The sequence below is a fragment of the Anianabacter salinae genome (assembly GCF_019061145.1).
GTDB lineage: Bacteria > Pseudomonadota > Alphaproteobacteria > Rhodobacterales > Rhodobacteraceae > Anianibacter > Anianibacter salinarum.
Map to the genome: position 1 here is coordinate 407,446 of NZ_JAHQZS010000001.1, position 24,043 is coordinate 431,488.

Consider the following 24,043-nt stretch of genomic DNA (forward strand, 5'->3'; position numbering starts at 1 on the left):
GGCCTGCCGCCGTCAGGCGGCGGCCTTCTGCGCCAGGAGCCGCGCCGCCAGATGGTGCCAGATCACCAGCGCCGCGCCAAGAACAAGCCCGACCGTCATCGGCCCTGGCGTCTTCCACAGGATCAACACGGCAAGGATCAGGCGCACCGCGATTTCCCACCGGGACAGCCGCGCCGCGTCGTAACGCGCAAGCGCCGAGGCGACCAGATACAGCGCCGCCAGCAGCCGGGCGAGCAGCAGGCCAAGCGCCGCGTAGTCCGGCTGCCCGGTATAGCCCTCGATCAGCCGTTTCGCGCCCGTGGCGTCGGTGATCGTCACCGCCTCTTCGATCAGCAACAGCTCTGGATACCAGGCGAAGACGAAGGGGATCGTGAACATCACAATGCCCACCCGCACGGCGGCAAGGCCGGTCCGCATCGGGTCGACCTTGGTGATCGACGCGGCAGCAAAGGCCGCCACCGCGACGGGCGGCGTGATCGCCGAGGCGACCGCGAAGTAGAAGACGAACAGATGCGCCGTGAACACCGCGACGCCAAGCTGCGACAACAGCGGGCCAAGCAGAAGCGCGACGTTCACATAGGCGGGCACTGTCGGCATTCCCATGCCCAGAAGGATCGCCAGCAGCATCGCCGAGGTCAGCGCCAGCATCAGGTAGAAGCCGCCCGAGATCGGGATGTCGTAGCCGAGGATGTAGATATGCGTCGCGTTTTCCAGCCACGAAGTGACGGCGCGGGTGATTTCCCCGGTCAGTCCGCTTTCGTTCAGGAAGGACGCGATGATCGACACCGCGAACAACAGCAGGAACAGCCGCGACAGCAAAAGCCCCGCATCCGCCAGCGCCGAGAGAATGCGGCGCGGCGCGCGGCGCGTGCCGGGATCTAGGAACAGCAGCGGGATCAACACGGCGACTGCCCACCAGCCCGCCGACACCGCGTCGCCGGTGGCGTTGACGGCGGTGCGCAGCACCGGGTTCAGGTCGACCGCGCGCAGCACGTCGCCGCGCAGTTCCGTTTCAACTCCCATCAGCCAGCCAAGGGGGCCAAGGCCGACAAGGTCCTTGTTGCCCAGCAGCAGCCACAGGATGACCGAGATCGGGCCGAAGATGATGATGAGGTTGAACCAGTCCTGCCGGTGCATCTTCAGATCGTCCGGCACATCTCGGATCGCCTCGATCCCCTGCCTGCGGGCCTGGAACACGACCGCAAGGAAGATCGACGCGAAGAACGCCATCGCGGGCAGGAAGGCCGCGACGATCACCTTGTCATAGGGCACCGCCGTCAGCGCCACGAGCACGAAGGCCGCGATGCCCATGACAGGCGGCATGATCTGCCCGCCTGACGAGGCCGCCGCCTCGACGCCGCCCGCGAAGTAGGGGTTGAAGCCGTTGCGCTGCATCATCGGGATGGTCAGGCGCCCGGTGGACAGCACGTTCACCACCGGCCCGCCCGAGATCGTGCCGAACATCGCCGAGGACATGATCGCCGCGTGTGCAGGGCCGCCGCGCAGCCGCCGGGTCATCGACACCGCGAACTTGATCAGCGACGTGCCGCCCGCCGAGGCTCCGAACAGCGCGCCAAGGACGACATAGGGAAAGACCTCGTTCACGACGATGTCCATGAAGCGGCCCATGAATCCGTCTGCCGTGATGAACACGTTCGCGGCCTTCTGCTGCGCGGCCGCCATGACGTCGCCGCCATCCGCGCCCAGCTTGGTCAGAAGAAAGTTGTTCGACGACAGGTCCAGGGCCCAGATCGCCGCCGTCATCACGGTGTAGGCCACGATCAGCGAAGCGACGATCACCAGCGGCAGGCCCCAGACCCGCGCGTTGTAGACGAAAAAGCCGAAGATGATGATGAACAGCAGCGGGATCAGCCAGTTGCCGAACGTCGCCTGGCAATCGGGGACCTCGGCGCCAAGGCTGAGACCGGGGATCTGGACCGACCGCGCCTCTTCGATCAGGCGGGCGCGTTCACCGCTGATCTGGTCGAACAGGCACACGCTGTCGATCTCGGACAGGTAGCCGATGGACCCAAGCGCAGTCGCCGCGATCAGGCCCGCGTCGATCAACAGGCCCAGCAAGGCCAGATGCGGCTTTTCGGCCTTCCACGCGCGGAAGAACGAGTTTTCCAGCACGACGATGGTCATCATCACCATGAAGACGGCAGGAAAGAAGTATTCCTTGGGATAGCCCGAAATCCGCAAAAGCGGCCGCCCCGTGACCTCGCGTGCCCAGGCCTGCAGGCCGGCGATTTCCGGAAGGGTGTTCGCAAGCCCGACAAGGATCAGGGCAAGGGCGAGGAACCGGGCCGCGCGCAATGCGGTGTCCTGCCCCGAAGGCGGCGGTGCGAAAGTCTCGGACATGGGCGGGGTTCCCGAAATCAGGGGTGCCCCGGCAGCGCGCGCCGCCGGGGCAGGGGGATCAGGGCTTCAGGCAGTCGGCGACGGTGCGTCCGGCTTCCTCGAACGCCCGGATCGCGCCGGGATGCATCTTGATCGTGACCGCGCCGCAGGCCCCCTGCGACACGCCGTCGAGATCGCCGAACGACAGGTTCAGGTTCGGCGCGAAGGGCGCCCCCGAGTTCATCCGGTCCTCGCTGGACAGGAAGGCCTTGGTGATCTGGTAGGCCAGATCCTCGTCCATGCTGGCCGATACGCTTTCGGCAAAGGCCGTGTTCCAGGTGTCAAAGGTGTCGTCGTCGGTCACGACCGTGATGTCCATGCCGTCATAGAAGGCGCGGTATTCCTCGACCGGCATCGAAAAGGGCGAGTGCCCCGGCGCGGACATCACCGCCTTGCCCATGTCGGAGGCAAGGATATCCGAGGGGATGTCGTAAAGCGTCATTCCGCCCGCAGCGACCATTTGCGTGATCCGCCCCGAAGGCAGGCCCTCGGGCGCCACGAAAGCATCGACCGCGCCGCCGGTGACGTCGCCGACGACCTCGTTCCATTCCGACTGCACGCCCTCGTAGCCTTCGCCTTCCTTGAGGCCGGTCACGAGTTCGATGAAGGTCCGCCCGTCGGTCAGTGCTGCGCCGCGCGGCGGGCCGTTCCAGATGCGCTTGCCCTCAAGGCTGTCCCAGCCCTGAACAGAGCCGGAATTATAGTGGCCGAGCAGGTGGTGCGAGCTGGCGTAGAAGAACAGGGCCTGCACGCCCGACGCCAGTTCCGCGCCCTTCTCGGGGCCGACGCCGGCATAGGGACCGATACCGCGGCCCAGAAGGAAATGGATGATGAGCGGCACCGGCGACATGTCGAGCCGGTTCTCGGCCACTGCCTGAAGCGAATTTGTAAGGGTCGCGCCCTCGGTGATCTGGACGTTTGCGACGCCCGCTTCGTTCAGCACCGCGGCCAGCGTGGCGTCGACGTATTGCGGCGGCGAGGCGGTGCCCGAGGTCTCTGCGGTCAACGTGACCTGTGCGGATACGGCAAGCGGAGCGGCCGCAACAAGCGCGGCCAGTGCGATAGTCTTTTTCATGTCATCCTCCCTGTGCGCGGCGGGCTGGTCGTGCCTGTAGCGCGTATGTCCCCCGTCCTCCCCGGGGTTGTTCAAGAGGCTGGCGAAAATTATGTGACTTGTCACGCATTATCTGTTTCTCTCGCTGCAAATCCTCAAGAGAGACCATCATGGCCCGCGATACCGAGACAGAAATGACCGCCTTCGAGGCGCGCAAGGTTGACCTGGAGCGATCGATTTTCGCCCGGATGTTCCGCGCTTCGCATGCGGCCCGAAAGCAGGGTCAGAAGATCCTGCAGCAGATCTCTGGCCTGTCCGTGGTCGAATGGCGGATCATCTGGGATCTGCACGAAGTCGGCCCTTTGCGGATCAGCGAACTGGCCGAGTTGATCGGCATCGACCGCAGCCTGGTCAGCCGTGCCCTTCCCGCGATGGAAAAGGCGGGGCTTGTCACGCTGACCCGAGGGGCTTCGGATGCCCGGCAGGTCATCGTCCGGCTGACCGACGCCGGAGAAGACCGCTATGCCCAATGCACTGCCGCGATGGGGCGCCGCAGGGCCGACGCACAAAAGGCGTTCACCGCCGAGGAACTGGACCTGTTCCTAAGCTTTCTCGACCGCTTCGAGGTGGTGGTCGACCAGCCGCCAGAGCTGTATTCGCGTATCAGGGAGTGACACGGCGAACGGCGGGGTTCAGCGTTCCGTCCGCGATCCAGCCGTCGAGAATCGCCAGAACGCTGTCCGCGAAAACCTGATCGTTGATGTGGCCGTCGACTTCGGTCAACTGCACCGCTCCGGTCATTTCGCGGCGCACCTCATCCGTCATCGCCGCCAGCCCGTCCGGGTCGTGCGCCACGTCGCCCGGGCGATCCCACTCCTCGACGCCGCCAAGCGGCATCAGGAAATGCACGGGACCCTTGGCCGCCCTGAGACGCGCGGCGATGTCCCGGACCAGCGCCCGGCGCTCGTCGGGCGACAGGCCGGACGACTTGATAAGCCTGTTGTGGGCGTGGAACGGGCGGTCGGCGTAGGCGGGCGGGATGTCCTGCCAGCCGGCAAAATCGATCAGGTCGGCGCAGCCCGGCGCCACGATCTGCGGCACGCCGCGCGCACCCGCGTTCGTCAGGCGGTCGGGCCCGGCATTGGCCACCGATCCGACCATCAGGTTGCCAAGCTCGGGCAGGGCAAGGTCCAGCACGGCGGCGAAATAGCCCTGCCGCGCCAGCGCCTCGAACGCCATGCCGCCCATTCCCGTGGCGTGGAACACCGCAACTTCGAAGCCGCGCTCTTCAAGCGGGTCTTTCAGTAGTTTCATGTATTTCAGGCAGGACGAGCCGAGCGATGTCATCCCGATCACCGGTCGGCTCTTGGCGGGCGGCTCGACCGCCTGCGCCGCCCCCAGCACCGCCCCCGCCGCCTGGCTGAGCGACGACTTGCACACCGAGTTGAGGCCATAGAGCCCGCCTGCCCACAGGATCATCTGCAGGTCCGGTGACAGCCGGTCCGCCGGGATCAGCGCCGAGAACGCCACTGTCGAGACGACGACCTTGGGCACGCCCATCGGCAGCGCCTGCGCGCAGTCGAGCGCCAGATCGGTGCCCATCGTGCCGCCAAGTGCCAGCATCCCGTCGATCCGGCCCTCTGCATGCAGCTGAGCGGTCAGCACCGCCGCGCCTGCCGCCATGACCTGCATCGCCGCGTTCTCGTCCCCCAGCGCGATCACTTCGGCGATGGTCGATCCGCCAGCCTTCGCCACGTCGTGCTTCGAGATGTCGGTGGCCTCGGCCGGATCGCCCAGAACGCTGACGTCCATGGACAGCACCTTGCCGCCAAGCGACGCGATGCGCCCGCAGATGTACTGCAATTCGTCGTCCTTGGTGTCATAGGTGCCGATGACGAGGATGGTCTTGGTCATCTTGCTCTCCCTCTGGCTTGATCCGCATCGTTGCGTCTGCAACGATGTCGTGCAAGCATTTTTGGCGCGGTTCCCGAAAGGACAGGATCATGGATCAGGCACGGATCGACTCCTTGCGCGCACAGCCGGTGGCGCCGGTTCAGCATATCATCGATGGGGTGTCCCGGCCTGCCTCGGATGGCGGAACGATGGACGTGATCTCGCCGCTTGACGGGCAGGTCCTGACGCAGATGGCGCGGGGCACGGCGCGGGATGCAGAAGATGCGGTTGCCGCGGCGCGCCGCGCCTTCGACGACGGGCGTTGGGCCGGGCTTGCCCCCGCCGCGCGCAAGGCGGTCTTGCTGCGCTGGGCCGCGCTGATCGAGGCGAACGCGCTGGAGCTTGCGGTTCTCGGCGTGCGCGACAATGGCACCGAGATCGGCATGGCGTTCAAGGCCGAGCCGATGTCCGCCGCCGGAACCATTCGCTACTACGCCGAGGCGCTCGACAAGATCTACGGAGAGATCGCGCCGACCTCGCCCGACGTGCTGGGGCTGATCCACCGCGAGCCGGTGGGCGTTGTTGGCGCGATCGTGCCGTGGAACTTCCCGCTGATGATCGGCGCGTGGAAGCTGGGGCCCGCGCTGGCCGCCGGGTGCAGCGTGGTGCTGAAACCCGCCGAAACCGCGTCGCTGTCGCTTCTGCGGATGTGCGAGCTGGGGCAAGAGGCGGGCTTGCCGCCCGGCGTCCTGAACGTCGTCACCGGCGAAGGCGGCGTCGTGGGGCAGGCAATCTCGGAATCGATGGATGTCGACGTTCTGGTCTTCACCGGCTCTGGTCCGACCGGCCGCCGCCTGATGGAGGCCTCGGCCCGGTCCAACATGAAGCGCGTGTATCTGGAACTTGGCGGCAAATCCCCCAACATCGTCTTCGCCGACGCCCCCGATCTCGACGAGGCGGCAAAGGTGTCGGCGGCGGGCATCTTCCGCAACTCGGGGCAGGTCTGCGTTGCCGGATCGCGCCTGCTGGTCGAACGCAGCATCCACGACGCCTTTGTCGAAAGGCTGGTCGCGGCGGCGGAGCGGATGAAGATGGGCGATCCGCTTGATCCGGCGACGAACGCGGGCGCGGTGAACAGCCTGCGGCAGCTGGATCAGAACCTTGCCTTCGTCGCCGAGGCGCAGGCGGCGGGGCGGCGCGTGCTGACCGGCGGCACCCGCATCCTCGAGGAGACGGGGGGCTACTACATGGCCCCGACCGTGGTGGCGGACGTGGACCCGGCAGACCGCATCGCGCAGGACGAAGTGTTCGGGCCGGTGCTGGCCGTGATCCCCTTCGATACCGAGGACGAGGCCATCGCCATCGCCAATGGCACCGACTTCGGCCTCGCTGCCGCGGTCTGGACGGCGAACCTGTCGCGGGCGCACCGGATGGTGCGGCGCATCAGGGCAGGGGTTGTGCATGTGAACACCTACGGCGGCGCCGATGCGACGGTTCCGCTGGGCGGTGTCAAGCAATCGGGCAACGGCCACGACAAGTCGCTGCATGCCTTCGAGAAGTACCTCGACCTCAAGACCGCGTGGATCAAGCTCTAGCCTTTCGGCAACAGGCGCGGGCCGAACCGCACGCGCCCGATTGCACACGCGCCGCTTCCGGCGGCATCGTCTGCACGACCCAAACGACGGAATCCCGCGCATGTCCCGCACGATCCACCTGATGAACGGCCCGAACCTGAATCTTCTGGGCAAGCGCCAGCCGGACGTCTACGGCCACGAGACGCTGGACGATGTGGAACGCCGGTGCCGCGCCGTTCTCGCCGAAGGCTTTGACCTCAAGATGATCCAGTCGAACCACGAAGGCGCCATCGTCGATGCGATCCACACCGCCCGCGATGAGGCGGTAGGCATCGTCATCAACCCTGGTGCCTATTCGCACACCTCCATCGCGATCCTCGACGCGCTCAACACCTTCGAGGGGCCGGTGATCGAGGTGCACATCTCGAACATCCACAAGCGCGAGAGCTTTCGGCATCATTCCTACGTCTCGCTCCGCGCGGACGGGGTGATCGCCGGGCTGGGGATCGATGGCTACGAGGCGGCCGTTCGGCGCATCTGCGCGATGCTGCCTGCTTGAGGGCTACGGAAGGGGCGGATTTTCGACCTCGACCTGCCCAATAAATAGGCAAGACTGGATATTCCCTGACTTTCTGCCCTGACGGCCCCGGCAGGCAGGCGGGTCGGGGTGCGCTGTATTGAAACCCGCGCCGCGGCCCTCACCTTCTACTCCCATGACAGATCATTCTTGTTCCTGCAGCGCGGCGCCGGTGGCGCGGCGCGCGCGTCGCTTCGGTATTTCCCATGAAACTTGAACCCCTTGGCGCCAGCCCTGTCCCGCAGATCGCGTGTCCCTATGCCTCGCTCGCCGTTCTGGGCGCGGGAAGCTGGGGCACCGCCCTGGCCGCGACCGCCCGCAACGCCGGTGTCGCGGTCACGCTTTGGGGGCGGTCGGACAACACCATCCAGACGATCACCACGCGGCATGAGAACACCCGCTATCTACCAGGTGTGACGCTGCCGAAAGGGCTGATGGCGACAACCGACATGGCCGCCGCTGTTCAGGGCGCCGAAGCGGTGGTGCTTGTGGTGCCGTCGTCGCAGCTGCGCGAGGTGGCCCGCCAACTGGCCGGCGTGATCGCGCCCGGCACGCCGGTCGCCGTGTGCGCCAAGGGAATCGAGCGGGACACCGGCCTCCTGATGACGCAGATCGCCGAGGCCGAACTTGGCCCGCGCCCCGTTGGCGTGCTCTCCGGGCCGACCTTTGCCCGCGAGACGGCGCTGGGCCATCCGACCGCTGCGACGGTGGCGTTCCCGTTCTCCTACGCCGACCGCATCAGCCCCGAAGAGTCGACCGCCGCGCGCTTTGCGGTGTCGTTCAGCACCGAGGCGTTTCGCACCTATGTCTCCGACGACGTCACAGGGGTCGAGATCGGCGGCGCGGTCAAGAACGTGATCGCCATCGCCTGCGGGATGATGACCGGCGCGGGTTTTGCCGAGAACACGCGCGCGGCGCTGATCACGCGCGGGCTGGACGAGATGATGCAGCTTGCCGTCGCGCTGGGCGGGCGCCGCGAAACGCTGACCGGCCTGTCGGGACTGGGCGATCTGTCGCTGACCTGTTCCAGCCTTACGTCCCGCAACATGGCGCTTGGCGAACAACTGGGCCGCGGGATCGCACGCGGTGACTGCTTCGAGGGCCGTCCGGTCGTGGTCGAGGGCGAGCACAACGCGGTCTCGGTCACCGACCTTGCCGGGCGTCTTGGCCTTGCGATGCCGATCTGTGAGGCCGTGCGCGCCATCGTGGTCGGGGGGCGCCCGATCGGGGAAACCTTTGCCGAACTCTGGGCCCGGCCCATCGAATCCGAGGTGCGCGCGATGGAGCTTTGCCTAGATCATCCGGCGTCGGACAAGGCTGTCGCAGCGCTTGCGCAAAGGATGGCTTGAGAATGCGAGACGACACAAAGGACACCGGCATCGCGGGCAAGACCTTTGTTCTGGCGACCGATCTGGACGGCACGTTCCTGGGCGGCACCGAGGCAGACCGCCAAGGCCTGTATGACTGGATCGAGGCGCGGCGCGACAGCGTCGGGCTGGTCTTCGTCACCGGGCGCGATCCGGCCTTCATCGCGCATCTGTGCGAGGGTCGCGGTGTGCCGCGCCCGGACTACGTCATCGGCGACGTCGGCACGACGATCGCGCGGATGGGCGAACACGGGCAGCCGCAGCCGATCCCCGAGCTTGAGGCGCAAATCGCCGCGCTGTGGGACGATGCGGGCGGGCGGGTGCGCGCCGCTCTGGACGGAGCGCCGGGCCTCACGCTGCAGCCGACCGCGTTCCGGTACCGGGTCAGCTATGACCTTGATCCCGCGCACTACGATGCGTCGGCAGAGGCGACGATCCGCGCTATGGGCCATGATGTTCTGATCTCGGACAACCGGTTCTTCGACGTGCTGCCGAAGGGGATCAGCAAGGGGCCATCCTTGCTGCGGTTCCTCGACCGTTTCGGGATCGACCGCGCCCGCTGCCTTGCTGCGGGCGACACGCTGAACGATCTGTCGATGCTGCTGGCCGGGGTGCCCGCCGTCGCCGTGGGCGGCGCGGAAAAGGCGCTGGTCGCCGAACTGGCAGGTGCGCCGCACGTTCATCTTGCCGAAGGGATCGGAGCCGCAGGCATCGCCGAAGCGATCCGAACCTTCGCGCTTCATCCAGACCCCCAGAGGTAATTACATGTCTTCCGAACTTGTCATCGTCTATCACCGCCAGCCCTATGAAGAGGTCGAGGAGGACGGAAAGACCGTCCTGCGCGAGAACAAGAGCCCCAACGGAATCGTACCGACGCTGAAAAGTTTCTTCGGCTCGGTCGACCGGGGCGCCTGGATCGCGTGGAAGCTGGCGGACGACCCGTCGAACCCCGGCTTCGAGCAGGTGGTCGAAATCGAGGACGAGCACGGCAAATATTCCGTGTCACGCCTTCCGCTGTCGCCAGACCAGGTGCGCGAATTCTACCACGTCACCTCGAAAGAAGCGTTCTGGCCGATCCTTCACAGCTTCAAGGAGCGCTACAACTACGACCCTGTCGATTGGCCCAACTTTCGGCAGGTGAACTGGCAATTCGCCGAGGCCGCTGCCGCCGAGGCTGCCGAGAACGCGCTGGTCTGGATTCACGACTATAACCTGTGGCTGGTGCCCGGCTATCTGCGCAAGCTGCGCCCCGACCTGCGCATCGCCTTCTTCCACCATACGCCGTTCCCGGCGGCCGACATGTTCAACGTGCTGCCGTGGCGGCGCGAGATCGTCGAAAGCTTGCTGGCCTGCGATGTCGTCGGGTTCCACATTCCGCGCTACGCGGACAATTTCGTATCGGTCGCGCGCAGCCTGCTCGAGGTCGACGTGATCGAGCGGGTGAAGGTCGGCGAGGACATGATTTCGGAAGGCACGGCGCTGACCGAACGGCAGGTGCCGACGCGGATCCGCTATCACGACCACGAGATTGCGATCAGCGTCGCGCCGGCAGGCGTCGACGTGGAGTTCATCGAAAGCCGGGCGAAGGCCGCCGAGAACCTTGAGCGTGCGGCCGCGATCCGCGAGGACCTGGGCGACTGCAAGCTGGTGCTGTCGGTCGGGCGCACCGACTACACCAAGGGCGGCGTCGAGCAACTCGCCAGCTTCGAGCGGCTGCTGGAACAGCGCCCCGAGTTGATCGGCAAGGTGCGGCTGATGCATGTCTCGGTCAGCGCCAATCGCAACATGGTCGCCTACAACGAGGTGCAGGAAGCCATCGAATCCACGGCGGGCCGCATCAACGGCCGGTTCGGCACGCTGGAATGGCAGCCGATCTCGCTCATCTCGCGCGCAATTCCGTTCTCGGAGCTTGTGGCCTATTACCAGTCCGCGGATGTTGCCTGGATCACGCCTCTGGCCGACGGCATGAACCTTGTCGCCAAGGAATTCGTCGCCTCGCGCACGGACGGCGACGGCGTGCTCGTCCTGTCCGAGTTCGCGGGTGCGGCGGTCGAGATGGGATCGGCGGTGATCACCAACCCGTTCTCGAACCGGTCGATGGACACCGCCATCTCGCTGGCGCTGGAGATGCCCGAGGCCGAACGACGGACGCGGATGAAGGAGTTGCGCCGCATCGTCGGATTGCACGATATCCGGTTCTGGGCGGATGCCATCCGCGTCTCGTTCGACGAGGCGGGCGGTCTGAAAGGGGTGCGTCCCGCGGCCTGATCTGGCGGCCGGCGGACGGTGCGCGGGCGAGGATGACAGCGGCCAAGAAACCGCCTAAGACTACGGCGCCCCGCCCCCGCTTCGGGCATTCCAGTTCCATATGAGAAAGCCCGATGTTCGCCTGGTTCGAACGCCGCATCGACCCCTATCCGCAGGACATGCCGCAGATGCCGCCCGCATCCCTGTGGCGGTTCATGCTGCACTACAGCCGGGGGGCGCTGCCGTGGCTGGGGTTGCTGGCGGCGGGGTCGGGCATGATCGCGTTGATCGAGGTGATGCTGTTCGGCTGGCTGGGCGACATCATCGACCGGCTTGGCGACACTCCGCGCGCAGAGTTCTGGGCACAGGAAGGCGCGCAGATCGCGATGATCGCCGTCGTTCTTCTGATCGTGTTGCCGCTGTTGAACCTCGTCACCTCGCTGATCCTGCACCAGTCGCTGATGGGCAACTTTCCGCAGCGCATCCGCTGGCAGGCGCACCGCTACCTGCTGCGCCAGTCGATCGGCTATTTCCACGACGAGTTCTCTGGCCGGATCTCGCAGCGGCTGATGCAGACCGCGCTGGCCGTGCGCGAGGTCGCCATGAAGATCATGGACGTCGGCAGCTACGTTCTGATCTATTTCCTTGGTGCGCTGATCCTTGCGGCCAGCCAGGACTGGCGGCTGGCGATCCCGTTCCTGCTGTGGGCGGCGGCCTATGGCGCCATGCTGTGGCAGATCGTGCCGCGCCTTGGCCGGATCGCGCAAGCGCAGGCCGACGCCCGCAGCGCGATGACTGGGCGGATCGTCGACAGCTACACCAACATCGCCACGGTCAAGCTGTTCTCGCATTCCGACCGCGAGGAACGCTGGATGCATGAGGGCATGGACCAGTTCCTGCAGACGGTCTACCGCCAGATGCGCCTGTCCAGCCTGCAGGACATCGTCCTCAACCTCATCAACGTCTGGCTTGTCGCCTCGGTCGCGGGGCTTGGGCTGTGGCTGTGGTCGCAGGGGGCTGCCCAAGTGGGCGCGGTTGTCGTCGCCGTGCCTCTGGCGCTGCGGCTGAACAACATGGCGCACTGGATCATGTGGGAATTCGCCGCCCTGTTCGAGAACATCGGCACCGTGCGCGACGGGATCACCAGCCTTGCCCTGCCGCGCGAGGTCGGCGATGCGCCCGGCGCCGTGCCGTTGCAGGCCGGGCCGGGCGCGGTGCGGTTCGACAATGTCACCTTCCGTTATCGCGGGCTGGGGCAGGCCCAGCCGCTTCCCGTGCTCGACGAGCTGACGCTGCACCTGCGCCCCGGCGAGCGGGTGGGGCTGGTGGGCCGGTCGGGCGCGGGAAAATCCACACTCATCAACCTCTTGCTGCGATTCCACGATATCGAACATGGCACGATCACCATCGACGGGCAGGACGTTCGCAGCGTCACGCAGGATAGCCTGCGCGCAGCAATCGGCGTGGTGACGCAGGACAGCGCGCTTCTGCACCGCTCGGTGCGCGAGAACATCGCCTATGGTCGCCCCGACGCCACCGAGGCGCAGATCGAGGCCGCCCTGCGCACGGCCGAAGCGGATGGATTTGTGCCCGACCTTGTCGACAGCCGGGGAAGGCGCGGGCTTGATGCCCATGTCGGCGAGAGGGGCGTGAAACTGTCGGGCGGCCAGCGCCAGCGCATCGCCATTGCGCGCGTCGCATTGAAAGACGCACCGATCCTGGTTCTGGACGAGGCGACCAGTGCGCTCGACAGTGAGGTCGAAGCGGCGATCCAGTCGCGGCTTGCGGCCCTGATGGAGGGCAAGACGGTGATCGCCATCGCGCACCGCCTGTCGACCATCGCGGCGATGGACCGTCTGGTGGTGATGGACAATGGCCGCATCATCGAACAGGGGCCGCACACCCAGCTGATCGCGCAAGGCGGGCTCTATGCGCGGCTGTGGCAGCGGCAATCCGGCGGCTTCCTTGCGGCGGACGATTAGGGGCGGGGGACCTTTCGCATCTTGCCCCGAAATGGCTTGACCATGGCAAGATGCCAATTCTATCGTAAAATTTGACATTGCGCGCGTAAAATATTCTTTCGAAGAACCTTGCACGCCGGCAAGTTGCCCGCGCAGGTCCAGTCATTGAGACGGGGAAGGAGGCGATGACCATGCGCAAGATCCGCAACATGGAAGAATTCGCCGAGGTCAGCGGCATCTCGCGGCCGACGGTGTCAAAATATTTCCACGACCCCGACAGCGTGCGGGACAGCACGCGCAAGCGCATCGAGGCGGCGCTTGCGAAATACGATTACCGGCCCAACATGTTCGCGGTGAACCAGAACCGCAAGCTGACCAAGAACGTCGGCATCGTGGTGCCCTACCTTGCCGATCCCTATTTCGCAGAGATCGCGCGCAACATCGAGGAACGCTGCATCGAGGCGGGATTTCACCCCTCGCTGTTCAGCGCGCATGGCAAGCCCGAGCTTGAGAATGCGATCCTCGACAACCTGCGTGCGCTCAAGCCCGCGGGCGTTCTGTTCGCTCCGTTGGGACGGCGCAATTCGGACAAGAAGGTCATCGAGGATTTTTGCCGCGATGTGCCGACGATCCTTTTCGACAGCAATATCGAGGGGGTAGGCGCAGCGTTCATCGGGTCGGACAACGCCAGCTTCGTCAACCAGACAGTCGACTACCTGCATCGTTCCGGCGACATCCCGTGCTTTTTCGAGATGCGGTATCCGGCGAACCCCAATGCCATCCGGCGGCGCGATGCCTATATCGCGGCGATGGACCGGCTGGGAATGGAGCCGCATGTCGTCGCGGTCGAGGGCACCGGTTGGGCCTTTGAGGAAATCGGGCGGCAAGGCGCGCTGAAGCTGCTGGAAAGCGACGCACTGCCGACGCGCACCGTCCTGTGCAGCAATGACCGGCTGGCCATCGGGTTCCTGTCGGCATGCTATGACAGGGGGATCGTGGTCGGCTTTGGTCCCGACTGCGACCTGCGCGTCGCCTCGATGGACGACCACCCCTATTCGCGGTTCACCTGCCCGCCGCTGACCACGGCCGCGCATGACTATGACGCTGTCGCGCGGCTGACGGTCGAGACCCTGCTCAAGCTGATCGAATCGGACGGAACGCTCGGTGAGCGCTATGAGCGGCTGATCTCGACCCGCCTGATCCTGCGCGCATCCGCCTGAAGGAGCCTATTATTTTCGCGCGTAAAATTTCTGTTGACCGCGCGTATTGTTTTCGCGCACCCTAGCGGACACATCCAAAGGGAGGATACCGGATGCACCTCAAGAACGCACTTCGTGCGGGGACCGCGATCACGCTGCTCACCGCCACCTCGGCATTCGCCGCAAGCCACGCCACAACGCTGACCATCGCGACCGTGAACAACGGCGACATGGTTCGCATGCAGGGCCTGACTGCTGATTTCACTGAACAGAACCCCGGTATCGCCCTCGAGTGGGTCACGCTGGAAGAGAACGTCCTGCGCCAGAACGTGACCACCGACATCTCGACCGGTGGCGGCCAGTATGACGTCATCACCATCGGCACCTACGAGGTTCCGATCTGGGGCGCGAACGACTGGCTGGTTTCGCTGTCCGACGGCATGGCCGAGGACTGGGATCAGGGCGACCTGCTGCCCGCGATCGCTGGCGGCCTCACCATCGACGGCGAACTTTATGCCGCGCCGTTCTACGGCGAATCCTCGATGGTCATGTACCGCACCGACCTGATGGAAGCCGCCGGGCTGGAAATGCCCGAAGCGCCGACCTGGCAGTTCATCCGTGAAGCGGCGGCCGCAATGACCGACCGCGACAACGAGATCAACGGCATCTGCGCCCGCGGCAAGGCCGGCTGGGGCGAGAACATGGCCTTCCTGACCGCCATGTCCAACAGCTTTGGCGCGCGCTGGTTCGATGCCGACTGGAACGCCCAGTTCGACGGCGAAGCCTGGGCCAACACGCTCAACTTCTACCTGGACATGATGAACGAGTCCGGTCCCGCTGGCGCCGGCAACAACGGCTTCAACGAGAACCTGACCCTGTTCCAACAGGGCAAGTGCGGCATGTGGATCGACGCGACCGTCGCGGCATCCTTCGTGACCAACCCGAACGACTCGACCGTCGCCGACAAGGTCGGCTTTGCTCTGGCGCCGGACACGGGCCTTGGCAAGCGCGGCAACTGGCTCTGGGCATGGTCGCTGGCCATCCCGGCGTCTTCGGAAAAGGTCGAAGCGGCCAAGACCTTCATCAGCTGGGCAACCTCGAAAGGCTATACCGAGCTTGTTGCGGCCAACGAAGGCTGGGCGAACGTTCCTCCGGGCACGCGTTCCTCGCTCTACCAGAACGAGGAATACCTGGCGGCTGCACCGTTCGCACAGATGACGCTGAACAGCATCAACTCGGCTGACCCGACCAACCCGACGGTCGATCCGGTGCCCTACACCGGCGTGCAGTTCGTCGCGATCCCGGAATTCGCGGGCATCGCAACCCAGGTCGGTCAGCAGTTCTCTGCGGCGCTTGCCGGGCAGCAGTCGGCTGAAGAAGCCCTTGCCAACGCGCAAGAGCTGACCACCGACGAAATGGAAGCCGCCGGCTACTAAGTCTGGCGCTTCGAGGCGGGGCTTCATGCCCCGCCTCATTCCTACCCTTGTACCAGTTCCGAACGGTTTTTTCGTGGACGCCAGCGCGGCGTCTTCGCAAGCGCCGCTTGTCCCGAAGTCGCCGTTGCCTAAGGAGCCTGACCCATGGCCACCCAGCATTCCAGAGCCGCCGCAAGGCTGATGATCACTCCAGCCGTCTTCGTGCTGCTGGTGTGGATGCTGATCCCGCTGTGCATGACGCTGTATTTCTCCTTTGCCGACTACCGGCCGATGCGCGCCACCTTCGAACCCTGGATCGGGTTCGAGAATTACGGCCGCTTCCTGACCTCGTCCGCCTTCACGTCGTCGATCGTGACGACCCTGCAGATGGTCGGCGGCATCCTGTGCATCACCATCGGCGGCGGTGTACTGATGGCACTGCTTCTGGATCAACCGATCTTCGGGCAGGGTATCGTCCGAATTCTCGTGATCGCGCCGTTCTTCGTGATGCCCACGGTGTCGGCGCTGGTCTGGAAGAACATGTTTTTCAACGTCGACAACGGGCTGTTCTCCTACGCCTACAAGGCGCTTGGAATGCAACCCTTCGACTTTCTGTCGCAAGCACCGCTGTTCTCGATCATCGTCATCGTGGCATGGCAATGGCTGCCCTTCGCGACGCTGATCCTGTTGACTGCCGTGCAGTCGCTGTCGAGCGAGCAGCTTGAAGCCGCCGAGATGGACGGCGCGCCCGCGCTCAGCCGGTTCCGCCACATCATCCTGCCGCATCTCAGCCGCGCGATCACCGTCGTGATCCTGATCCAGACGATCTTTCTTCTGTCGATCTTCGCCGAGATCTTCGTGACTACGAACGGCGCCTTCGGCACCCGGACGCTGACCTACCTGGTCTACCAGCGCGTGCTGGAAAGCCAGAACATCGGCCTTGGCTCTGCCGGTGGCATCATCGCCGTGATCCTTGCCAACATCGTCGCGATCTTCCTGATGCGGATCGTCGGCAAGAACCTCGACACCTGAGGAGGAACCACAATGGCCCGCGCTATCAGCACCAACAAGAAGATTATGTGGACCTCGCTCGCCTGGGGCTTTGGCCTGGTGATGTTCTTCCCGATCCTGTGGACCTTCCTGACCTCGTTCAAGTCAGAGGCCACGGCAATCGCGGACCCGCCGGTATGGTTCCTGTTCGACTGGACGCTCGAGAATTACACGGCCGTGCAAGAGCGGTCGAACTATCCGCTCGCGCTGAGCAACTCGATCATCATCGCGGTGGGCTCGACCATCCTTGGCATCCTGATCGCGGTGCCCGCGGCCTGGGCGATGGCCTTTGTGCCCGGCAAGCGCACCAAGGACGTGCTGTTGTGGATGCTGTCGACCAAGATGCTGCCCGCTGTCGGCGTGCTTTATCCGCTGGTCCTGCTGGCCAAATGGCTGGGCGTGATGGACAGCCGCATCCTCTTGATCGTGGTGCTGATGCTCATCAACCTGCCGATCATCGTCTGGATGCTTTACACCTACTTCCGCGAAATCCCGGGCGAAATCCTGGAAGCCGCGCGCATGGACGGTGCCAGCCTGCGCAACGAGATCATCTATGTGCTGACGCCCATGGCCGTGCCGGGGATCGCCTCGACCATCCTGCTGAACATCATCCTGGCCTGGAACGAGGCGTTCTGGACCATCCTTCTGACCACCGTGGACGCCGCGCCGCTGACCAAGTTCATCGCCAGTTTCTCGGCGCCCGAGGGCCTGTTCTACGCCAAGCTGTCGGCGGCTTCGATGATGGCCATTGCGCCGATCCTCATCATGGGCTGGTTCAGCCAGAAACAACTCGTCCGGGGCCTGACCTTCGGCGCCGTCAAATAGGGCCCTCAACGCAGCGCAAGCGATAGGGCAATAAAAGGGAAGCACCCCATGGGACGCATCACGCTTGAGAAAGTTCAGAAGAAGTTCGGCGAAGTCGAGGTCATCCCGCCGCTGGACCTGACCATCGAGGATGGCGAGTTCGTCGTCTTCGTCGGCCCGTCGGGCTGCGGCAAGTCCACGCTTCTGCGCCTGATCGCAGGGCTGGAAGACGTGTCGGACGGCGAGATCCGCATCGACGGCAAGCCCGCGACCGACCTGCCGCCCGCCAAGCGCGGCCTTGCGATGGTGTTCCAGTCCTACGCGCTTTACCCGCACATGACGGTGCGCAAGAACATCGCGTTCCCGATGAAGATGGCCGGGATGGACCAGGCCGAACAGGACCGCCGCATCGCCAAGGCCGCTGGCGCGTTGAACCTGACCGACTACCTCGACCGGCGCCCCGGGCAGCTTTCGGGCGGCCAGCGCCAGCGCGTCGCGATCGGCCGTGCCATCGTGCGGGAACCTGCGGCGTTCCTGTTCGACGAGCCCTTGTCGAACCTCGATGCCGCGCTGCGGGTCGGGATGCGGATGGAAATCTCCGAACTGCACAAGTCGCTTGAGACGACGATGATCTACGTCACCCATGACCAGGTCGAAGCGATGACCATGGCCGACAAGATCGTCGTCCTGCGCGCCGGTCATATCGAGCAGGTCGGCTCACCGCTCGAGCTTTACAAGGCACCGCGCAACGTCTTCGTCGCAGGGTTCATCGGCTCGCCCAAGATGAACCTGCTGGGCGGCAGCCACGCCGCAGCGCATGATTGCACCACCATCGGCATCCGGCCAGAACATCTGGATGTCGTCGCCTCGGGCGGCACGTTCACGGGCCGTGTCGGCGTGGCCGAGCATCTGGGGTCGGACACCTTCTTTCACGTCCATGTCGATGGCATTGCCGAGCCGATGACGGTGCGCGCAGGGGGCGAGGTCGGCCTTACGCATGGCGACACGATCCACCTTGTTCCGCAGGCCGACAAGGTCCACCGCTTTGATGACAAGGGTCTGCGCATCGCATGAGCCGCCTTGCCGCAAAGTCCGCCCTGATCACCGGGGCCGCGCGTGGCGTTGGCAAGGGCTTTGCCGCCGCCTACCTGCGCGAAGGCGCCACCGTGGCAATTGCGGACATCAACCTTGAGGCGGCGACGGCCACCGCTACAGAGCTTGGAGACGCGGCCTATGCCGTGCATCTCGATGTCACGCGGCAGGACAGCATCGATGCGGCCATCGCGGCCGTGGTCCAGAAATCCGGGCGGCTGGACATCCTGATAAACAACGCCGCGCTGTTCGATGCCGCCGAGACGGTGGACATCACCCGCGACAGCTATGATCGCCTTTACGCCGTAAACGTCGCCGGAACCCTCTTTACGATGCAGGCCGCCGCACGCCAGATGATCGCGCAAGGTCAGGGCGGCAAGATCATCAACATGGCCAGCCAGGCGGGGCGCCGGGGCGAGCCTCTGGTTCTTGTCTACTGCTCGACCAAGGCCGCCGTGATCTCGATGACGCAGTCGGCAGGGCTGAACCTGATCCGCCACGGGATCAACGTGAACGCCATCGCGCCCGGCGTTGTCGACGGTGAGCACTGGGATCACGTCGACAGCATGTTCGCCCGTCTCGAAGGCAAGGCGCCGGGCCAGAAGAAGGCCGAGGTTGCGGCGGGGGTGCCTGCCGGGCGCTTTGCCGTGCCGGACGATCTGACCGGGATGGCCGTTTTCCTCGCCTCGGCCGAGGCCGATTACATCGTATCGCAATGCTACAACGTCGATGGTGGCCAATGGATGAGCTGACCGTCCCCGGCTCGCTGACTCTGTCCGAAGGAAACCCGATGCCCGTCCCGCTTTCGCTGGCCACCCTGCCTGATCTGCCGCCTGCGGTGCGGGTGCCGTCCTATGCGCGCGCCGACTTGACGCCGGGGATCGTGCACATCGGCCTTGGCAACTTTCATCGAGCGCATCAGGCATGGTATCTGCACCGCCTGATGGACGCCGGGCAGGCACTGGACTGGGCGATCGTCGGCGCAGGGGTGCGGGCACCCGACGCGGCGATGCGCGACGCGCTGCTGGCGCAGGATTGCCTGACGACACTGATCGAGCTTGATCCGGCGGGCCGGTCTGCGGAAGTCACCGGCGCAATGATCGACTTCGTTCCTGTCGAAGACGGCAACGCTCCGCTGATCGCCCGCATGACCGATCCCGCGATCCGCATCGTGGCGCTGACGGTCACGGAGGGCGGGTATTTCCAGACCGCTGACGGCGGCTTCGACGCAGCTCACCCCGATATTGTTCACGACGCCGCGCACCCTGACGTTCCCCGCACCGCCTTCGGCGCCATCGTCGCGGCACTGGGCCGCCGCCGCGCGGCAGGGCAGGGGCCGTTCACCTGCCAGTCCTGCGACAATCTGCAAGGCAACGGCGACATCACCCGGCGCGCGGTCGTCGGGCTGGCCCGCCTGTCCGACCCCGGCCTTGCCGACTGGATCGACGCCAATGCCACCTTCCCCAATGCGATGGTCGATTGCATCGTGCCTGCGACCGGCCCGTCCGAACGCGCGATGGCCCGCGACCTGGGCATCGCAGACAATGCGCCGGTGACCCACGAGAATTTCCGCCAATGGGTCATCGAAGACCGGTTCTGTGCGGGCCGCCCGCCCTGGGAAGACGCAGGCGCAACGATCACGGACGATGTGCATCCCTTCGAGGCGATGAAGCTGCGTTGCCTGAATGCCGGCCACCAGATCCTTGCCAACGCCGGGGAATTGCTGGGGGTCGAGACGATCGCGGGCTGCATGGCGCATCCGGCCATCCACGCGCTGTTCCGCAAGGTCGAACTGCAAGAGATCGTGCCACATGTGGCCGATGTGCCCGGCATGACCGCTACGGCGTATGTCGATCTGATCGACGCGCGCTTTGCCAATCCGCAGATTCGCGACACGGTGCGCCGCGTCGCCTTTGACGGATCATCGCGGCACCCCGGTTTCCTGCTGCCGGTGCTGCGCGATGCTTTGAAGGCCGGAACCTCGATCGAGGGGCTGGCGCTGTGCGAAGCGCTGTGGGCGCGGATGTGCGCCGGAACGCGTGAAGACGGGTCGATCATCGCACCGAACGATCCGCATTGGGACACACTGACCGCAGCCGCGATAGCGGCGCGCACCCGGCCCTCGGCATGGCTGGAGCAGCGGCAGTTCTATGACGATCTGGCGGATGATCCCCGCCTGACAGAGACGTTCGACCGGTGGCTGGCCCTGATCTGGCAAGACGGAACCGAGGCCGCGCTACACACCTTCCGGTAAGCGCTGGTCCTGGGACCGTGACACATCGGCCGGGCCAGGCCGCTCCGGGGTTTCCTCGGGGCGGCCGTTCCGTTTCTCGCCCAGCATCAGCATGGCGGGCGTCAACACAAGCGTCAGCATTGTTGCCACGACAAGACCACCGACGATGGCGCTGGACAGTTCCGTCCAGTATTGCGTCGACGGCGCGCCGAACACGATCTCGCGCGTGAAGAAGTTGAGGTTCATGCCCAGCACCATCGGCATGAGACCCAGCGCCGTTGTGATCGAGGTCAGCATCACCGGCCTCAAACGTTGCGCGCCGGTGCGCAGGGCCGCCTCGCGCGGGGACAGGCCCGACCGCTTGAGGTCATTGTAGGTGTCGATCAGAACGATGTTGTTGTTCACCACGATGCCCGCCAGCGCGATCACCCCGATGCCGCCCATCACCACGCCGAAAGGCCGCCCGGTGACGATCAGACCCAGAAGCACCCCGGCCACCGAGAACACGATGGCGCTCATCACCACGAAGGCCTGGTAGAAGTTGTTGAACTGCAGTACGAGGATCACGAGCATCAGAAGGATCGCCGCCACAAAGGCGCTGGCCAGGAATGTCATCGTCTCGGCCTGATCCTCTGCCTCGCCCGCGAAGCTGTAACTTACGCCGTCAGGCAAGTCGGCCGAGTCGAGCGCGGATTGCAGCGCGTTGATCTGGTCGTTCACCAGCTTGTCGGGTGCGACGTTCGCCTCGATGGTCACGACGCGCTGCTCGTCGATGCGGGTGATCGTGCCGGTCCTTTCGGACGGGGCGAAGGTCACGAAGTTCGACACGGGAACCAGCCCCGCCGAGGTCGGCACGCGCAGGTTTCCAAGCTCTGCCAGCGATCTGTCTTCGGCGGGGAACCGCACGCGTATGTCCAACTCGCCGTCCGCATCCTCGGGCCGGTAGTCGGCGACCGCGATGCCTTGCGTCAAAAGCTGGACCGCCTGGCCCAGAAGGCTGACGTCGGCGCCGTAGCGTGCAGCCTCGGCGCGGTCGACAAGGATCGACACCTCGACGCCGGGCAGGGGGCGGGTGTCGGTGACGTCGGTAAAGCCGCCGATCCTGTCCATGATCTCCAACACCTCCTCGACCGCTTCGGCCTGGACGGCGGGATTGCGCGCGGCGATCTGCAGGTTGACCGGCTTGCCGCTGGTCGGACCGCCGCTTTCCGTCTGCACCTGCACGTCGATCCCGGCGATATCGGCCACATCGCGGCGGATCTCTGCGCCGATCTCTGCGGCGGGGCGGCGGGTGTCCCATTCGGTCAGCTCAAGCTGCAGGGTCCCGATGGTTTCCTCGTCGCCCTGGCCCGCGCTCATCGTCGAGCGGGCGTAGGTTGTCTGGATCTCGCCGTAGTCCTGCAGGCGCTGTTCCACCTGGCGCACCAGCGCGTCGCGCTCGTAGATCGAAAAGTTGTCGCGCGCGCGCACCTGCACCTGCATGAATTCCGGCTCGACCGAGGGGAAGAACGACAGGCCCTTGCCGAACTGGCCATAGAGGCCGAAGCCGCTCAGCAGCAGCGCCAGTGCCAGAAGCGCGGTGGCCCCCGGACGCAGGATCGCCCATTCCAGCAGCCGGACATAGGCGCCGGTCATCCCGCCGATGCGCCTGGGATCGCCCTGTTCGGCGTCGTGCAGCGCCCGCTTTGCCTCTGCCTTCTGCGGCTGTCTCTTGCCGATCAGACCGCCAAGGACGGGGATGAAGATCAGCGCCATGAAGAGCGACGCGAACAGCGTCAGGATCACCGTGATCGGCAGGAATTTCATGAACTCGCCCACCATGCCGGACCAGAACAGCAGCGGAAAGAACACGCTCAGCGTCGTCGCGGTCGATGCGATGACCGGCCACGCCATGCGTTTCGCCGCGGCGGCATAGGCCTCGCGCGGGGAATCGCCGTCTTGCAACCTGCGGTCGGCCAGTTCCGTCGTGACGATTGCGCCGTCCACCAACATCCCCACGACAAGGATCAACGAGAACAGCACGACGATGTTCATCGTGTAGCCCATCGCCCAAAGCGCGGTGACACCAGCGAGGAAGGCGCCGGGGATCGCAAGCCCCACAAGGATCGCCGAGCGCAGGCCAAGCGCGAAGACGATCACGATCATCACCAGGATCACGGCGGCGATCACGTTCGCCTCAAGATCGGACAGCAGGGTTTCCACCTGTTCGGACTGGTCCTGCAGATACGTCACCTCGACACTGTCGGGCCAGTCGGCGCGCAGGTCCTCAAGCGCCGATTTCGTGGCGGCCACGGTGTCGATGATGTTCGCGCCGGACCGTTTCTTGACTTCGAGCGCCAGCGCGGGCTGGCCGTCGATGCGGGCAAATCCGGTGGGGTCCTGGAACGTGCGCCGGATCGTGGCGACGTCCTCGAAGGTCACGACCGTGTCGCCGCGCACCTTCACGGGGATGTCCATCACGTCCTGCAGGTCTTCGATCAGGCCCGGCACCTTGAGCACGATGCGCCCGCCGCCCGTCTCGATGGCGCCCGCGGCGATCAGGCGGTTGTTGCGCTGCAACTGGCCGATCAACTCGTCGAAGCTGAGGTTGTAGGTCTGGAACACGGTCGGGTCGATCAGCACCTCGAGGAATTCCTCGCGCGCGCCGCCGATATCGACTTCCAGCACGCCGGGCAGGCCTTCGATGGCCTCTTGCGCATCGTCTGCCAGATCGTTCAGCGCGCGTTCGGGCACCGGGCCCGAGATGATCGCGGTGATGATCGGGAACAGCGCGGTGTTGATCTCGGTGATGGTCAGGTCATACGCGTCTTCCGGCAGGTCGCTTGCGACCCGGTCGGCGGCCTCGCGCACCTTGTCCAGCGCCTCGTCGATGTCACCGCCGGGGGTGAATTCCAGCTGCACGCTGGCAAAGCCCTCGGATGCGTGGCTTTCCATCTTTTCAAGCCCGGTGATGGCGGCGAATTCGGATTCCATCGGCTCGATCAGCAGGCGCTCGGCGTCGGTCGGGCTGATCCCCTCAAGGCCCGTCGAGACGTAGACCAGTGGCAGCGGCACCTCGGGGTTGGCCTCTTTCGGGATCGAGATGTAAGCGACCGCGCCAACGCCAAGGATCATCAGCAGCGCCATCAGAACAACGCGCCCGCGCGAGAATGCGGCGTCGATAAGGGTGTTCATGGC

18 protein-coding genes are annotated in these 24,043 nt (G+C 65.3%); 14 read left to right on the forward strand and 4 right to left on the reverse strand.

The window, feature by feature from the left end; all coding sequences use genetic code 11:
- Nucleotides 1-12 precede the first annotated feature (12 nt).
- Both KTJ87_RS02000 and KTJ87_RS02005 read right to left on the reverse strand, forming a co-directional pair.
- Nucleotides 13-2,361, reverse strand: a complete 2,349-nt coding sequence (locus KTJ87_RS02000; RefSeq protein WP_267137389.1) for a TRAP transporter permease — start codon at nucleotides 2,359-2,361, stop codon at nucleotides 13-15.
- A gap of 58 nt (nucleotides 2,362-2,419) precedes the next feature.
- Complete coding sequence (locus KTJ87_RS02005) at nucleotides 2,420-3,475, reverse strand: TAXI family TRAP transporter solute-binding subunit (protein WP_267137390.1); 1,056 nt, start codon at nucleotides 3,473-3,475, stop codon at nucleotides 2,420-2,422.
- A 149-nt stretch (nucleotides 3,476-3,624) separates the two neighbouring features.
- Between KTJ87_RS02005 and KTJ87_RS02010 the strand changes: the two genes are divergently transcribed.
- A complete protein-coding gene (locus KTJ87_RS02010; RefSeq protein WP_267137391.1) occupies nucleotides 3,625-4,128 on the forward strand; it encodes a MarR family winged helix-turn-helix transcriptional regulator in 504 nt (167 codons plus the stop codon).
- On the opposite strand, the gene KTJ87_RS02015 is transcribed toward KTJ87_RS02010, so the two are convergent.
- Entirely contained in the window at nucleotides 4,118-5,368 is a 1,251-nt protein-coding gene (locus KTJ87_RS02015; protein ID WP_267137392.1) for a Tm-1-like ATP-binding domain-containing protein, read from the reverse strand. The two genes, KTJ87_RS02010 and KTJ87_RS02015, sit on opposite strands and share 11 nt — an antisense overlap.
- An 89-nt stretch (nucleotides 5,369-5,457) precedes the next feature.
- Between KTJ87_RS02015 and KTJ87_RS02020 the strand changes: the two genes are divergently transcribed.
- From KTJ87_RS02020 to KTJ87_RS02080, 13 genes are all read left to right on the forward strand, one after another.
- Entirely contained in the window at nucleotides 5,458-6,942 is a 1,485-nt protein-coding gene (locus KTJ87_RS02020) for an aldehyde dehydrogenase (protein WP_267137393.1), read from the forward strand.
- A gap of 100 nt (nucleotides 6,943-7,042) precedes the next feature.
- Entirely contained in the window at nucleotides 7,043-7,480 is a 438-nt protein-coding gene (aroQ, locus tag KTJ87_RS02025) for a type II 3-dehydroquinate dehydratase (RefSeq protein ID WP_267137394.1), read from the forward strand.
- Nucleotides 7,481-7,704: 224 nt separating this feature from the next.
- A complete protein-coding gene (locus KTJ87_RS02030; RefSeq protein ID WP_267137395.1) occupies nucleotides 7,705-8,847 on the forward strand; it encodes an NAD(P)H-dependent glycerol-3-phosphate dehydrogenase in 1,143 nt (380 codons plus the stop codon).
- A gap of 2 nt (nucleotides 8,848-8,849) precedes the next feature.
- Nucleotides 8,850-9,626, forward strand: a complete 777-nt coding sequence (locus KTJ87_RS02035; RefSeq protein WP_267137396.1) for an HAD-IIB family hydrolase — start codon at nucleotides 8,850-8,852, stop codon at nucleotides 9,624-9,626.
- Between the two features lie 4 nt (nucleotides 9,627-9,630).
- A complete protein-coding gene (gene ggpS / locus KTJ87_RS02040; protein ID WP_267137397.1) occupies nucleotides 9,631-11,133 on the forward strand; it encodes a glucosylglycerol-phosphate synthase in 1,503 nt (500 codons plus the stop codon).
- A 113-nt stretch (nucleotides 11,134-11,246) separates the two neighbouring features.
- Nucleotides 11,247-13,094: an ABC transporter ATP-binding protein gene (locus KTJ87_RS02045; RefSeq protein WP_267137398.1), complete on the forward strand. Its 1,848-nt coding sequence runs from the start codon at nucleotides 11,247-11,249 to the stop codon at nucleotides 13,092-13,094.
- 164 nt (nucleotides 13,095-13,258) lie between these two features.
- Nucleotides 13,259-14,293: a LacI family DNA-binding transcriptional regulator gene (locus tag KTJ87_RS02050; protein ID WP_267137399.1), complete on the forward strand. Its 1,035-nt coding sequence runs from the start codon at nucleotides 13,259-13,261 to the stop codon at nucleotides 14,291-14,293.
- A gap of 92 nt (nucleotides 14,294-14,385) precedes the next feature.
- Nucleotides 14,386-15,708, forward strand: coding sequence for an ABC transporter substrate-binding protein (locus tag KTJ87_RS02055; RefSeq protein ID WP_267137400.1), 1,323 nt, complete (start codon nucleotides 14,386-14,388; stop codon nucleotides 15,706-15,708).
- Between the two features lie 144 nt (nucleotides 15,709-15,852).
- Entirely contained in the window at nucleotides 15,853-16,719 is an 867-nt protein-coding gene (locus KTJ87_RS02060; protein ID WP_267137401.1) for a carbohydrate ABC transporter permease, read from the forward strand.
- A 12-nt stretch (nucleotides 16,720-16,731) separates the two neighbouring features.
- Nucleotides 16,732-17,562: a carbohydrate ABC transporter permease gene (locus KTJ87_RS02065; protein WP_267137402.1), complete on the forward strand. Its 831-nt coding sequence runs from the start codon at nucleotides 16,732-16,734 to the stop codon at nucleotides 17,560-17,562.
- A 48-nt stretch (nucleotides 17,563-17,610) separates the two neighbouring features.
- A complete protein-coding gene (locus KTJ87_RS02070) occupies nucleotides 17,611-18,615 on the forward strand; it encodes an ABC transporter ATP-binding protein (protein WP_267137403.1) in 1,005 nt (334 codons plus the stop codon).
- Complete coding sequence (locus KTJ87_RS02075; RefSeq protein ID WP_267137404.1) at nucleotides 18,612-19,385, forward strand: L-iditol 2-dehydrogenase; 774 nt, start codon at nucleotides 18,612-18,614, stop codon at nucleotides 19,383-19,385. The genes KTJ87_RS02070 and KTJ87_RS02075 overlap by 4 nt, the downstream gene beginning before the upstream one ends.
- Nucleotides 19,386-19,423: 38 nt before the next feature.
- Nucleotides 19,424-20,887 (forward strand): mannitol dehydrogenase family protein, encoded by a 1,464-nt coding sequence (locus KTJ87_RS02080; RefSeq protein ID WP_267137405.1) that lies wholly within the window; start codon nucleotides 19,424-19,426, stop codon nucleotides 20,885-20,887.
- Here KTJ87_RS02080 and KTJ87_RS02085 read toward each other — a convergent pair.
- Nucleotides 20,870-24,040, reverse strand: coding sequence for an efflux RND transporter permease subunit (locus KTJ87_RS02085; protein ID WP_267137406.1), 3,171 nt, complete (start codon nucleotides 24,038-24,040; stop codon nucleotides 20,870-20,872). The genes KTJ87_RS02080 and KTJ87_RS02085 overlap by 18 nt on opposite strands.
- Between the last annotated feature and the right edge of the window lie 3 nt (nucleotides 24,041-24,043).